This is a genomic window from Nonomuraea sp. NPDC050310 (assembly GCF_040655795.1).
In the GTDB taxonomy this organism is placed as follows: Bacteria; Actinomycetota; Actinomycetes; order Streptosporangiales; family Streptosporangiaceae; genus Nonomuraea.
Genome location: NZ_JBFAKP010000009.1, coordinates 17,503 through 30,025 on the forward strand (window position 1 = coordinate 17,503; position 12,523 = coordinate 30,025).

At 72.8% G+C, this 12,523-nt stretch carries 11 protein-coding genes; 5 read left to right on the forward strand and 6 right to left on the reverse strand.

Annotation, left to right across the window (positions count from 1 at the left end):
* Positions 1–103 precede the first annotated feature (103 nt).
* Together AB0I67_RS21890 and AB0I67_RS21895 are read left to right on the forward strand one after the other, a co-directional pair.
* On the forward strand, positions 104–961 hold the full coding sequence (locus AB0I67_RS21890) for a hypothetical protein (protein WP_357926395.1): 858 nt from the start codon (positions 104–106) through the stop codon (positions 959–961).
* 22 nt (positions 962–983) lie between these two features.
* The gene (locus AB0I67_RS21895; protein WP_357926397.1) at positions 984–1,769 is read left to right on the forward strand and encodes a class I SAM-dependent methyltransferase; all 786 of its coding nucleotides are present in this window, start codon (positions 984–986) and stop codon (positions 1,767–1,769) included.
* Here the strand turns inward: AB0I67_RS21895 and AB0I67_RS21900 are convergent.
* From AB0I67_RS21900 to AB0I67_RS21910, 3 genes are read right to left on the reverse strand one after another with little or no spacing between them, the layout of a single operon-like run.
* On the reverse strand, positions 1,723–4,287 hold the full coding sequence (locus tag AB0I67_RS21900) for an FtsX-like permease family protein (RefSeq protein WP_357926399.1): 2,565 nt from the start codon (positions 4,285–4,287) through the stop codon (positions 1,723–1,725). The two genes, AB0I67_RS21895 and AB0I67_RS21900, sit on opposite strands and share 47 nt — an antisense overlap.
* The gene (locus tag AB0I67_RS21905; protein ID WP_357926401.1) at positions 4,284–4,964 is read right to left on the reverse strand and encodes an ABC transporter ATP-binding protein; all 681 of its coding nucleotides are present in this window, start codon (positions 4,962–4,964) and stop codon (positions 4,284–4,286) included. The genes AB0I67_RS21900 and AB0I67_RS21905 overlap by 4 nt, the downstream gene beginning before the upstream one ends.
* The gene (locus AB0I67_RS21910) at positions 4,961–5,464 is read right to left on the reverse strand and encodes a PadR family transcriptional regulator (RefSeq protein ID WP_357926403.1); all 504 of its coding nucleotides are present in this window, start codon (positions 5,462–5,464) and stop codon (positions 4,961–4,963) included. The genes AB0I67_RS21905 and AB0I67_RS21910 overlap by 4 nt, the downstream gene beginning before the upstream one ends.
* 82 nt (positions 5,465–5,546) lie before the next feature.
* Here AB0I67_RS21910 and AB0I67_RS21915 point away from each other — a divergent pair, with 82 nt between their 5' ends.
* Positions 5,547–6,104 (forward strand): DUF1707 and FHA domain-containing protein, encoded by a 558-nt coding sequence (locus tag AB0I67_RS21915; RefSeq protein ID WP_357926406.1) that lies wholly within the window; start codon positions 5,547–5,549, stop codon positions 6,102–6,104.
* Positions 6,105–6,114: 10 nt separating this feature from the next.
* Here AB0I67_RS21915 and AB0I67_RS21920 read toward each other — a convergent pair whose 3' ends face one another.
* The gene (locus AB0I67_RS21920; protein ID WP_357926408.1) at positions 6,115–7,404 is read right to left on the reverse strand and encodes an MFS transporter; all 1,290 of its coding nucleotides are present in this window, start codon (positions 7,402–7,404) and stop codon (positions 6,115–6,117) included.
* Between the two features lie 143 nt (positions 7,405–7,547).
* On the opposite strand from AB0I67_RS21920, the gene dacB reads away from it, so the two are divergent.
* A complete protein-coding gene (gene dacB / locus AB0I67_RS21925; RefSeq protein ID WP_357926411.1) occupies positions 7,548–9,083 on the forward strand; it encodes a D-alanyl-D-alanine carboxypeptidase/D-alanyl-D-alanine-endopeptidase in 1,536 nt (511 codons plus the stop codon).
* A gap of 20 nt (positions 9,084–9,103) precedes the next feature.
* Here dacB and AB0I67_RS21930 read toward each other — a convergent pair whose 3' ends face one another.
* Positions 9,104–10,096, reverse strand: a complete 993-nt coding sequence (locus tag AB0I67_RS21930; RefSeq protein WP_357926415.1) for a hypothetical protein — start codon at positions 10,094–10,096, stop codon at positions 9,104–9,106.
* Between the two features lie 5 nt (positions 10,097–10,101).
* Complete coding sequence (locus AB0I67_RS21935) at positions 10,102–10,767, reverse strand: TetR family transcriptional regulator (protein WP_357926418.1); 666 nt, start codon at positions 10,765–10,767, stop codon at positions 10,102–10,104.
* Between the two features lie 282 nt (positions 10,768–11,049).
* Here AB0I67_RS21935 and AB0I67_RS21940 point away from each other — a divergent pair, with 282 nt between their 5' ends.
* Complete coding sequence (locus AB0I67_RS21940) at positions 11,050–11,862, forward strand: CAP domain-containing protein (protein ID WP_357926421.1); 813 nt, start codon at positions 11,050–11,052, stop codon at positions 11,860–11,862.
* Positions 11,863–12,523: the final 661 nt, after the last annotated feature.

The following is a 12,523-nucleotide window of genomic DNA, read 5'->3' on the forward strand; positions in this document are numbered from 1 at the left end:
GCGAATGCCAAGATCATCCAGGTCGCGGCCATCTTTGTCTTGATCGGGAGTTTTATTCGGCATTAGCCTGATAAGTCGTGGCCGACTACCTAGGGTTCGTCCTATGAGCATCGGGAACCCCGCTCTCGCCGACGTGCTCCGCCAGCATGGCAACCCGCACCGCCTGCTGTCCGCGCTCGCCGACGGTGGAGTCCTGGTGGCCGTGCGTCCAGACCGCTCCGTGGTCCTGGGCACCACCCAGTCCGGAGACCGGGTGCTGCTCGGCTACACCGGGCCGGACACCTACGCGCGGCACCGCGGTAGCCATTCCCTGTCGGCGTGCGACGCCGACACCATCCTCGACATCCAGCGGGTCACGGGCGTGCGGGAAATCGTGATCGACGCTGCCGGGCCGGCCGCCGCGGCCGTGCCCATCGAGGACCTCCAGCGCTTCCTGCGAGCCGTACGCTCCGGACCCATGCCGGCCCTGTCCGGCGCGGTGCCCGCGGCATACGCGACCGGGGCCATGGCCACGGTCTCGCGGAACGCGCCCGCCTTCGCCCAGGCGCTGCCCGCGCCGGTCACCGCGCCGCCGCAGGCGTGGATCCCGGCGCCGCGGCCGCACCTGTCCGGCCCGATGCAGCAGGTGGACCCGGGCTACCGGCGGTGCACCCATCCGATCCTGCCCGCGCTGCGCCGGGCGATCGCGACCCTCCTGGCGGACTTCCCGCTGGTGCACCACGTGTGGATCTCCGAGGCCCGCACCGCCTCCGGCGCGCCCGGGATCATGCTGCACGTCAAGGTGCACATGTCGGCCGCCGAGGACGTCGTGCGCGACCTGCACCGCGGGGTCAGGGCCCGGCTGCCGCAACTGGCCGCCAGCGAGGCTCCCATCCTGATGGCCCGCGTGGCGGACACCCGGAGCGAGAGACGCATGATAGAGATCGGAGCACACGTCGTGTGCGCCGACGTGACCGACTGACCGCACAGGGGGTGCCGTCCGGGTGAAACGCACAAACCCCCTGCACCAGCTCCGGTACGCCGCCCGGCACCCGGACCGGATCCTGCCGCACCTGCGCCGGCTGGCGCGCGACACCTGGTTCCGGCTGCGCGCGCCCGACCACATCGCGTACTACCGCGCGGTCATGAAGTCGGACGTCGCGCGCAGCCCGGAGGGCGCGGTCGGCTCGCACACGCACAAGCGCTGGCTGGCGCTCGGGCGCATGCAGTTCGACTACCTCGTCGGTCACGGGCTGCGGCCCGGGCACCGCATGCTGGAGATCGGCTGCGGCAACCTGCGGGCCGGCCACCTGTTCATCGGCCACCTCGACCCGGGCCACTACTACGGGATCGACATCTCGCCCGACATCCTCTTCGCCGCGCAGCAGACGCTGGTGCGCTTCGGCCTGGCCGACCGCCTGCCGTACCTCACGCCCGTCCGTGACCTGCGCTTCGAGTTCCTGCCCGCCGAGCACTTCGACGTCGTGCACGCGCACAGCGTCTTCTCGCACTCGCCGCTGCCGGTGATCGAGGAGTGCTTCGCGCACGTCGGCCGGATCATGCGGCCCGGCGGGTGGTTCGACTTCACCTTCGACCGCACCGAGGGCGCCGAGCACCAGGTGCTCGGCGAGGACTTCTACTACCGGACCGAGACCCTGCTCGCCCTGGCCGGCAAGCACGGTCTCGACGGCGTCTTCATGGACGACTGGGAGAAGCTGCCGCACAAGCAGTCGAAGATCCGCCTCACCCGAGCCGGCGCGGCGGTGGGCCCGGACGCAACCGCCGGGTGAACAGGCCCGCGATCAGCGCGGCCAGCAGCGGCAACCCGAGGACCAGACCCAGCGAGAAGCCCCACGGCACGGCCACGGTGAAGCCCGCCGACCCGTCGCTCACCGACAGCCCGCCGTGCCCCAGCCGCGTCCTCCCGGTGCTCGCCCAGGCCAGCGCCACGCCCGGGACGATCGCGACCAGCAAGCCGGCCACCGCGCCCAGGAGCGCGATGTAGCCCGCCTGGCCGGCCAGCACCAGCCGGCGCAGGCCGCCCGAGGCGCCGATCGCCGCCATGACCTGCTGGTCAGGGCGCAGGTCCGCCGCGGCGAGCCGGGTGGCCACCAGCGTGCCGCCCAGCACCAGCAGCCCGGCCGCGCCGAACAGCACCCACAGTTGCGGGGTGAGGTAGTCCTCGTAGCCCGCCTCCACGTAGACGTCCGCAGCCGCGCCCGCGGCGGTCGCCGCCCGCTCCAGCCGCAGCTCGTCGGCCGGGGAGCCGGTGGTGAACAGCTTGCGTTCGGCGACCTGGAAGCCGGCCCGCTCCAGCGCGACGCGCGGCACGATCGCGCCGCCCTGGTGCTCGGCGGCGGCCTCGGCCCGTACGGCGGGCACCTCGATCTCGCGGGTCCGCGATCCCTGGCCGCCGAAGGGGTTGTTCGCGGCGAGCCTCACCCGGGAGGCGCCCGGGGCGAAGCCGGGGTCGAAGACCACCGCCTTGCCCTCGGCCAGCGCCGCGGCGGCCACCGGATCGTCGCGGCCCTGGATCAGCCGCAGCAGCTCGGGGCCGCCGATCGGCACGTCGCCGCCGAACACGCCGTAGGAGCGGTGCAGCCCCGGGCGGGTCAGGCTCTGCAGATCCAGCGACAGGATGTACGGCTCGCCGCCGATCATCACGTCGTAGCCGGGGATCAGCGGGCGGCCGGGCAGGCTCTGCGCCGCCGCGCTCCTGACCTTCGCCCAGGCGGACTCGTCGGCGTCCCGGGCGTGGATCTGCACGGTGCCGAGGGGCATGCCGGGCCAGTAGGCGGCGCGGTTGTCCTCGAAGTTGCTGTGGTAGCCGATGCCGAAGGCCAGGGCCGCCGAGGAGGCCGCCATCACGGCCGCGGCGGCGGAAGCCGTACGGGCTCGGTGGCGGACCGCGTCGCGGACGGGCAGGCGCAGCGGGAGCGGCAGGCGCGCGGCCGGGCGGCCGGTCCACTCGATCAGCCTCGGCAGCAGCGCGATCATGCCGAGGACGACCAGCACGGCCGCGGCGATCACGTTCAGCTCGCGGTCGAAGCCGTCCCCGGCGGCCATCAGCAGGGTCAGCCCGATCCCGAGCGCGATCAGCAGGGCGCCCAGCACCGGCTTGCCCGCCTTGCCGCGCACCTCGGGCGCGCGCCCGGCCAGGACCCGGGCCGGCTCCTGCCGCCCAGCCTGTACGGCAGGCACCAGCGCGGCCACGAGGGCGCTGACGACGCCCAGCACGGCGACGCCGAGCACGCTCACCCACGGCACCTCGACCGGCCCGATCGAGCTGAGCCTCCACCCCGCGGCCAGATGGGCCCCGCCGATCCCCAGGCCGACGCCGAGCCCGGCGGCGAGCAGCGAGGCCAGCCCGCCCAGGATCAGCCCCTCGGCCAGCACGACGGCCCGCAGGTGCCGCGGCGAGCCGCCCTGGGCGGCCACCAGCGCGAGCTCGTGCCGCCGCCGACGCAGCCCGATGGCGAAGGCCGGTCCGGCCAGCAGCGCGGTCTCCAGCACGATCATGAAGATGGCCAGCCCGAGCCCGACCGCCATCTCCTCGCTCCGGAGCAGCGGGGCCTCCTCCTCCGCGAGGAGCCGGGTGGCGACGATCAGGCCGTGCGAGTTGAACTGGATGATCTCCGCCCGGCCCACGCCGCCGGGCAGGTCGACCAGCCAGCCGAGATCGAGCCCGCGCGGCGGGTTGAGCAGGAGCGCGCCGGGCAGGGCGGCGAGCTCCTGGAGGGCGGGCCGCTGGGGATCGGCCACGACGCCGACGACCCGGAAGCTCCGGTTGTCCGGCGGCACCACCAGGGTGCTGCCCACCGAGGCCCCGCGCTCGGCGAGGGCGGGGGTCGCGGCGACCTCGCCGGCCGTGGCGGGCAGGCGGCCCTGTCGCAGCTCGCGCAGGCCCTTCGCCAGCGGGTCGCGCAGGTCGACCTCGGTGATCTCGACGATGTCGAGCCCGCCGGGCAGCCGGACCGGCCCGGTGCCCTCGTACAACGGGATGTGCCGGGCGCCCGCCGGCAGCAGGGCGGCCAGCCGCTCCTCGCTCCACACCGCGCGCTCGGTCGAGCCCGTCCCGGTGTACGAGTGGCCGTCGAGCTGCTGGACGGGGCCTTCGTGCGCGGTGGCCGAGAGGGCGGCGTCGGCCGAGCCGATGCGCTGCCGCAGCCCTTCCAGGGCGGAGACGTCGGCGGTGGCCGCCCCGGTCAGCAGCGCGGTGAAGACGAGGACCGGCAGCCCGATCATCGCCATGATCAGCGCGCTGCGGCCCCTGGCGCGCAGGATGCCGCGCCACACCAGCCGCCTCATCGGGCGCTCTCCAGCTCCGCCGAGTCGACGACCCGGCCGTCGCGCAGGAACACCACGCGGTCGGCCCAGCCGGCGTAGCGGGGCTCGTGCGTGACGAGCAGCACCGCCGCGCCGGCGTCGCAGCGGGCCCGCAGGAGCCGGAGGATCTCGTCGCCCATCCGGGTGTCGAGCGCGCCCGTGGGCTCGTCGGCCAGCAGCAGCCGCCGCTCCCCCACCAGCGCCCGCGCGATGGCCACCCGCTGGCGCTCGCCGCCGGACAGCTCGTCGGGGAAGCGGCCGGCCGCCTGCTCGGCGCCGGCCTCGGCCAGGGCCCGGCGGGCCTGCTCCCGGGCCCGGGCGGTGCGCACGCCGTCGAGCTCGCGCGGGAGCATCACGTTCTCCAGCGCGGTGAGCGAGGGGATCAGGTTGAGGTCCTGGAAGACGTAGCCCACGCTGCGCCGCCGCAGCTCGGCCAGGGAAGCGGCGCTCAGCCCGCCGAGCGGCACGCCCCCGACGGCCACGCTGCCCGAGGTGGGCCGGTCGAGCCCGCCGGCGAGGTTGAGCAGGGTGGACTTGCCCGACCCGGACGGCCCCATGACGGCGACCAGTTCCCCGGCCGCGACGCTGAGGCTGATCCCGCCCAGCGCCCGCTGCTCCCCGTAGGCCCGGACGACGTCCACGAGCGTTAACACGGTCATGACGACCCTTCTCTGAGTACGGCTTCGCAGTGGTCCAGCCAGCGCTGCTCCGCCTCGGCCTGGAAGATCATGGAATCGACGACCAGGCGCTGGGCCGGGGAGCCGTCGCGCTTGGCGCGGGTGAGCTCCTGCAGGGTGCGCATGGTCGCGGTGCGCTGCGCCTGGATGACCCGGAGCGCGGCCGGATGGGTGGTCACCGCCATCGCCAGTTTGATCACCAGCTCGTCCCGCGGCCGGTCGGTCTGGGTGACCGGGGTGTCGAACCAGCGCTGGAGCTCCTCCCGTCCGGCGCCGGTGATGCGGTAGACCACCCGGCCCTGCTCGTCGGTCTCCCCCGGCTCGACCAGGGCGTCCCGTTCCATGCGCGCGAGCGTCGTGTACACCTGGCCGATGTTGAGCGGCCAGGTGGCCCCGGTGGACGACTCGAACTCGGCACGCAGTTGGTACCCGTAGCGGGGACCCCGGCTGAGCAAGGCCAGGAGGCCGTGCCTGATTGACATGAATACTGAGTATGCATACTCAGTATTCAGTGGGCAACCGTATTCTGGACATCACCCGTCATTCAGCCCGATACTCTGGGGCATGGGCTCGACGCAACCTCCGTATCGCGCATCGGACGGCGAGCGCGATCGCGCGATCGACGAGCTCCGCGACCGCGCGGTCGAGGGACGCCTGTCCCCCGAGACCTTCATCGGCCGCGTCGACATGGCCCTGCGGGCCCGGAGCCGGCACGAGCTCGACGACCTCGTCGCCGACCTCCCGCCGCCGAACACCTTCCGCCATCGCCTCGCCCACGCCGTGGGGTCGGTGTCGGAGTTCGTCACGCGCGTGCAGTCGGCCTGGCGGCGGCCGCGGCTGCCCCGGCTGGCGCTGCCCGACGACGAGCGGCTCCGCTTCGTCGTGGGCCGCGGCTCGGCCTGCGACCTGGTGCTCGCCGACCTCACCGTCTCGCGCGTCCACGCCGAGCTGCGGCGGGAGGCGGACGGCGGCTGGCTCATCGTCGACCTGGGCTCCCTGAACGGCACCCGGCTGAACGGCTGGCGGCTCGTCGGCCCGGCACGGGTGCGCTCGGGCGACGAGGTGTCCTTCGGGGACTGCGGCTTCCTGCTCAGCTCCGGTCAGCCGTCCCTGCCCCGCTGACCGCCCTCACTCAGCGCGCGGCGGCCATGGTCTCCGCGGTGAGCCGGTAGCGCAACGTCAGCACGATCGCCACCCCGACGAAGAACGCCGGCAGCAGCGTGCCGCCGTACAGCACGGCCTGCACCGCGGAGTCGGCCTGCTCCACGCGCGTCTTCGCGTCCGACTCGCGGAAGCCGCCCGCGCCGAGCACCCAGCCCAGCACCAGCGCGCCGAAGGCGAACACCACGGTCTCGGCCGCCGTCCACAACCCGGTGAACACCCCGGCCCGCCTGGTGCCGGTCACCACGTTGTCGTGCGCGATCACGTCGGCCATCATCGAGAACTGCAGGAGCTGGATGCCGGCGTACCCGACCCCGACCAGCAGCACCGCCACGTGCGCGTAGAGCGCGCCGAGGGCCGGGGTGAACGCCATCGCCACCGCGCCGGCGAGGAACAGCGCCGACGACAGCACCATCGCCCCGCGCTTGTCCAGCCGCCTGGCCAGCCACACCCACAGCGGCATCGTCAGCAGGATCGGGCCCACCAGGCAGGCGAACAGCGTGGTGGTGGCGGCCGGATCGCCGACGATGTAGGTGGCGAAGTAGGGCGCCCCGGCGAGCATCGTGCCCGCGGCGAACATCTGCGCGCAGCTCAGCGCGAGCAGGACGAGGAAGTGCCGGTTGGTCCTGGCCACCGCGAGCTGGCGGCGCAACGACGGCTCGGCCTGGGCGTGACCGACGACGGGGGCGCCTGCCGTACCCCAGTAGGTGCCCAGCATCGCGGCCAGCAGAACCACGCCGATGACCAGGCCCATCACGTGGTAGCCGAGGCCGTTGGCGATCACCGGGGCCAGCGCGCCGGACAGCAGGATCGCGACACCCAGGAAGATCATGCGCCACTGCAGCAGCGAGGAGCGCTCGTGGTAGTCGTCGGTCATCTCGGCCGGCATCGCCTTGTACGGCACCTCGAAGAAGGCGTAGGCGGTGGCGGTGAGGAAGAAGAAGAACCCGACGTAGAGCGCGGCCGGCACCCCGGTCATCGTGGGCGCGGCGAAGGTCAGCGCGAAGGCGGGCGGGAGGGTGACCGCGCCGAGCAGCAACCACGGGCGGCGGCCCCCGGTGCGGTCCGAACGCTGGCCGACCCACGGGTTGATCAGCATGTCCCAGAGCTTGGGCAGGAAGACCACCAGGCCGGCCAGCCAGGCGGGCACCGCGAGCTGGTTGGTCATGTAGAAGAGCAGCAACAGGCCTGGAACGGTGGAGAACGTGCCCGTGCAGAAGGAGCCGATGCCGTAGCCGATCCGAATACCCCTGGGGACCATTGCCACATTACAGCCGAGCGACCGCTCGTTTGGTAGTGCCTCTTCCCCGAATGTCTTCCGCAAAATACGGAGATTTGCGGATTACAGGGCCGCTCGGCCGCCGCATGATCCGACGAGATCCCTCAGCCCTTTGGAGACCCCCCATGCGGCGCACCTCAGCCTCCCTCGTCGCGGGCGCGCTCATCGCGACCCTCGCGTGGGCGTCCAGTCCGGCCACGGCCGTCGACCCCGAACCGGGCGTCGCCGACCTGACCCGCGACATCAACCTCATCCTCGGCGACAGCCGCCTCACCATCGCCCGCGCCGCCGTCACCGTGCGCAACGCCACCACCGGCGAGGAGCTGTACACCCAGGACGGCGGCAAGCTCATGACGCCCGCCTCCAGCGCCAAGCTCTTCACCTCGGCCGCCGCCGCCGAGGTGCTCGGCCTCGACTACCGCTTCGACACCACCGCCCTGCGCGCCGGCCGCCAGGTCGGCTCGGCGCTCGTCGGCGACCTGGTCCTGCGCGGCACCGGCGACCCGACGATGCTGGCCGCCGACTACGACACCCTGGCCGCCGCCGTGGCCGCCAAGGGCATCCGCACGGTCACCGGCAAGCTCGTCGCCGACGACACCTGGTTCGACACCCAGCGCCTCGGCAACGACTGGGCCTGGGACGACGAGCCGTACTACTACAACGCGCCGATCTCCGCGCTCACCGCCTCGCCCGACCGCGACTACGACGCCGGCACGGTGATCGTCTCCGTCGCGCCCGCGGGCTCGTCGGTCAAGGTCAGCGTCTCGCCCGAGACCGACGTGCTGAAGATCGACAACCGGGCCACCGTCGGCGCGACCACCAACGTGCTCATCGAGCGGCAGCACGCCACCAACACGGTCCTGATCACCGGCACCGTCTCGGAGGAGACCTCCGAGTGGGTGACGGTCGACGACGCCACCCGCTACGCGGCCTCCCTGTTCCGCTCGGCCCTCACCAAGCACGGCGTCCGCGTCCTCGGCCGGACCGTCACCGGCGCCGCCGCCTCCGACGCCGTCGAGCTGGCCAAGCACCAGTCGATGCCGCTCAGCGAGCTGCTCGTGCCGTTCATGAAGCTCAGCAACAACATGCACGCCGAGATCCTCACCAAGGCCATGGGGCGCAAGGTCGCCAACGCGGGCACCTGGGCCGCCGGGCTCAAGGTCACCCACGACTTCGCCCGCGCCCAGGGCGTGCAACTGCTCAACCTGCGCGACGGCTCCGGGCTGTCCCGCCGCGACGGCGTGAGCACCGGGTCCATCACCCAACTGCTGGTGGCGGCGCGGGGCAAGCCGTGGTTCCAGACCTGGTACAACTCGCTCCCGATCGCCGGCGACCCCGACCGGCTCGTCGGCGGCACCCTGCGCAGCCGGATGCGGAACACGCCCGCCGCCGGGAACGTCCACGCCAAGACCGGCTCGCTGACCGGGGTGACCTCGCTGTCCGGCTACGTCACCAGCGCCGACGGGGAGCCGCTGGCCTTCTCGGTCATGCTCAACCAGTACCTGTCCGGCTCGCCCAAGGACATCGAGGACAAGATCGCCGTACGGCTGGCCAACTTCCGCCGCTCCGCCCCGGACGCGGCCGCCCCCGAGCTGCGCTCGGGCGACCCGGTCAGCTACCCGGACCTCGAGTGCTCGTGGCTGAAGCCCGCCCAGTGCTGACCTGGGGTTAGTGCGGCTCTCTACGGGCTTGTCTTGTACGGCTGTCGCGGGGCGGCGCGCTTCTCGCCCGTCGCCCCGCGGTCGTAGCGGGCGGCCATGGCGTGGAAGACCTCCTTGGCCGCCCACCGCCGCTCGTCCAGCATCCTGACCACCCCGTACGACCCGAGATCCGCCTCCCCCGGCCGCCCGAAGCCCGCGAAGGTGAACCAGAACGCGGCATCCACCCCCTCCTCCTCGAACAGGTCCAGCAGCCGGGTGAAGTGCCGCACCTGCTCCCCCTCGTCCCGCACCGCCCCGTCCGGCACCTGCCACGCCATCCCGCCCAGCTCACCCGCACCCCGGTAGGCGCACGTGCCGAACTCGGTGACCGCCACCGGCTTGCCGTGCCTGAAGTGCCCGCGCACCTCCTCCCGGAAGGTAGCCGCGTTGTAGGCGGCCTGGTAGGCGTCCACCCCCACCACGTCGAACGGTGCCCAGTCGATGAACTCCCACGGGGCCGCCGCGTAGCCGACCCGCCCGCCGAACCGCTCCCGCACCTCCCCGACCGCCCCGGCCAGGAACCCGTTGAGCCGCTCCAGAACCGGCCCCAGCGCGCTCCACCACTCGGGATCGGCGTTGGCCATCGCCCCCAGCCGGTCACCGTACGTGGCACCCGGGATGAACCCGGCGCCGAACGCGCTGAGCTCGCATCCGGCCACGAACACCACCTCCGCTCCGCCGCGCCGCAGCCTCTCGGCGCGGGCCGCGCAGTCGGCGAGCATGGCCACCGTCTCCTCCGGCGGCAGATCCACCGGGAAGGGGGCGAACCACACCTCCAGCCCCAGCTCGGCCGCCTGCTCGGCGGCCACGCTCAGCCGCTCCGGGTGCCCGCCGGAGATCCGTACGGCGTCGCAGTGCAGGTCACGGGCGATGACCTCCAGGTCGCGCTGGACCGTATCCGGGTCGAACACCTTGCGGCTGAGGTCCCGCCCCGGCAGGAACCCGGTGTCGTAGTTGATCCCTCTGGCGCGCATTCCCGTCACCCTTCTCGTCGGTTCCGGTTCGGGAGACCGTGCTCCAGCAGGTCGAAGGCGAGCTCCACCGCCTCGCCCAGCCGCCGGGCGGCCTCCTGCGGCGTGACGCCCTCGACCAGGTCGCAGAAGTACGCCTCCTGCACGGTCAGCATCGAGGCGGTGATCTGCGCCGCGGTCAGCGCGGCCACCAGGTCCCGGCGCCCCTTCTCCGGCCCACCCAGCTCGCCTTTTTCGCCCGGTTCGCCCGCTTCGCCCGGTTCGTTCGCCAGCACCCTGGCCAGGGCCTGCCGCTGCCCGTAGAGCAGGTTGTTCGCCGCGTCACTGAGCGCCGGACTGGCGAAGATCACCTGAAGCTGCGCGACCAGCGCCTCCGCGTCCGCCACCGGCTCGGCCGCGGAAGCGCGATAGTGCTCCCGCAACGCCTCCAGCGGCGTCCGCCCCGGCCCGCGCGCGGCGACGATCCCGGCGAGGTCCTCCTCCCCCACTCCGTGCAGGACCAGCGCTTCCTTGGTGGGGAAGTACTTGAACAGCGTCACCTTCGCCACCTCGGCGGCCTCGGCGATCTCGTTCACCGTCACCGCCTCGAAGCCCCGCTCTGCGAACAACCGCAACGCCACCGCGGCGATCCGCCGCCGCGTGCGCTCCTTCTTCAGCTCCCGTAGCCCGCTCACGGGATCACTCTAGGTGAACCGAGTACAAATACGTACTCGGTTCACCCACTTATCGACCGACTTGAGCCGCACAGACGAACGAGCGGCCTCCGCGGTTTACCGAGGTAGAGGCGGCAATTGTTACGAATGAGACACATGGAGCTCCAGATATAGGAGCGTTTCTAGTGACATGCCGGATCTGCGCACACCAGAATGCCGTTTCGAAGCAGCGTCTAATCCCCTCTGGAGAACATCGTGCGCAGACCACTCCAGGCACTCGCCTGCCTTGGCAGTCTTGCGGCATTGAGCACTCCCATCGCCGCCGCCGAAGCCACGACGGCGCGGCCCGCGGCCGAATGCCGGGTCAGCGCGGCCCAGCCGTACGTCGACCAGAAGGGCCTGCTCCGCGCCGCCGCGGTCAGGTCCGGCTGTGACGACACCAGCGTGCTGCGCGTCCGCATCCGTGAGGCCCGCCGTGGCCCCGACCGCACCCTCAAGAGCGCTTCCACGCGCTTGGACAACGGCACCATCGCCGCCACCCTGCGGTGCTCGGACACCCCGCGCAGCTACTACGTCCTCGCCCTCGACTACCGCGGCCACCGGGCGCAGTCCTCCGTCGTACGGCTCGCCTGCGCTCCCACGGGCACCCCCACCACGCCGCCCACCAACACCCCCACCACCCCGCCCCCCACCGGCGGTGGTGACAACGGTGGGGGCGGAACCCCCGGCGTCGGCTCCGCCGTCGAGGAAGAGGTCGTCCGCCTCACCAACGCCGCCCGGGCCGGGAACGGCTGCAAGACCGCCCTCACGCATGACGCCAAGCTCCACGCCGCCGCCGTCGCCCACTCCGCCGACATGGCCGCCGCCAACTACTTCGACCACACCTCGAAGGACGGCCGCTCCCCCGGCGACCGCATCAAGGCCGCCGGCTTCTCCCCCATCTCCGCGTGGGGCGAGAACATCGCCAAGGGCCAGGCCACGGCCGCCGCCGTCGTCGACGCCTGGCTCAAGAGCCCCGGCCACCGCGCCAACATCATGAACTGCGCCTACACCCACATCGGCGTCGGCCACATCGCCAAGGGCCCCCTCTGGACCCAGGTCTTCGCCAAGCACTAACCACCAGCCACCCCCTCTCCCCTAAGCCCAGCCCACGACACCTCCCCCTCACCCGAGCCCGCCCACTTTTCCCTGAGCCCAGCCCACCCACTTTCCCCTCAGCCCAGCCCGCCCGCCTTCCCCTGAGCCCAGCCCGCCCACCTCACCTCCGCCCCACCGCCGCACCACCACCCGTCCCCTACATCCACCGTCCATCCCCTACACCCGTCCCCCCCGCCCACCCCGCCACCCGCCACCCGCCAGCCCACCTGCGGCAGCGGCTGCGGCTGCGGCTGCGAGGCCGGGTGTTGAGCCCGAGCACTGGTAACCGCGCGCCACGTGCTCGCCCGGCGGCCAGGTCCCCTCACGCCTGGCCGCCGGGACCGCCGGGAACCCCCGGCCCGAGGAGGGCCCGCCCACACTGTGCCCGGGCGGGCCCTCCTCCGCGTCCCCGCCCTCTCGGGCCAGACGGCCAGCCCTCAACCGCGCCTCACACCCTGGAAGGCCAGGGCGGCCAGCCGTCCAAGACCCCTCACCCCACAGGGACAAGGTGGCCGGTTCTCCAGGGCACCTCACTCCCACCGGACCGGAATGGGCGGGCCTCCCCCTGCCCCCAACCGAGCGGCCAGCCCTCAACCGCGCCCCACACCCTGGAAGGCCAGGGCGGCCAGCCGTCCAGGAC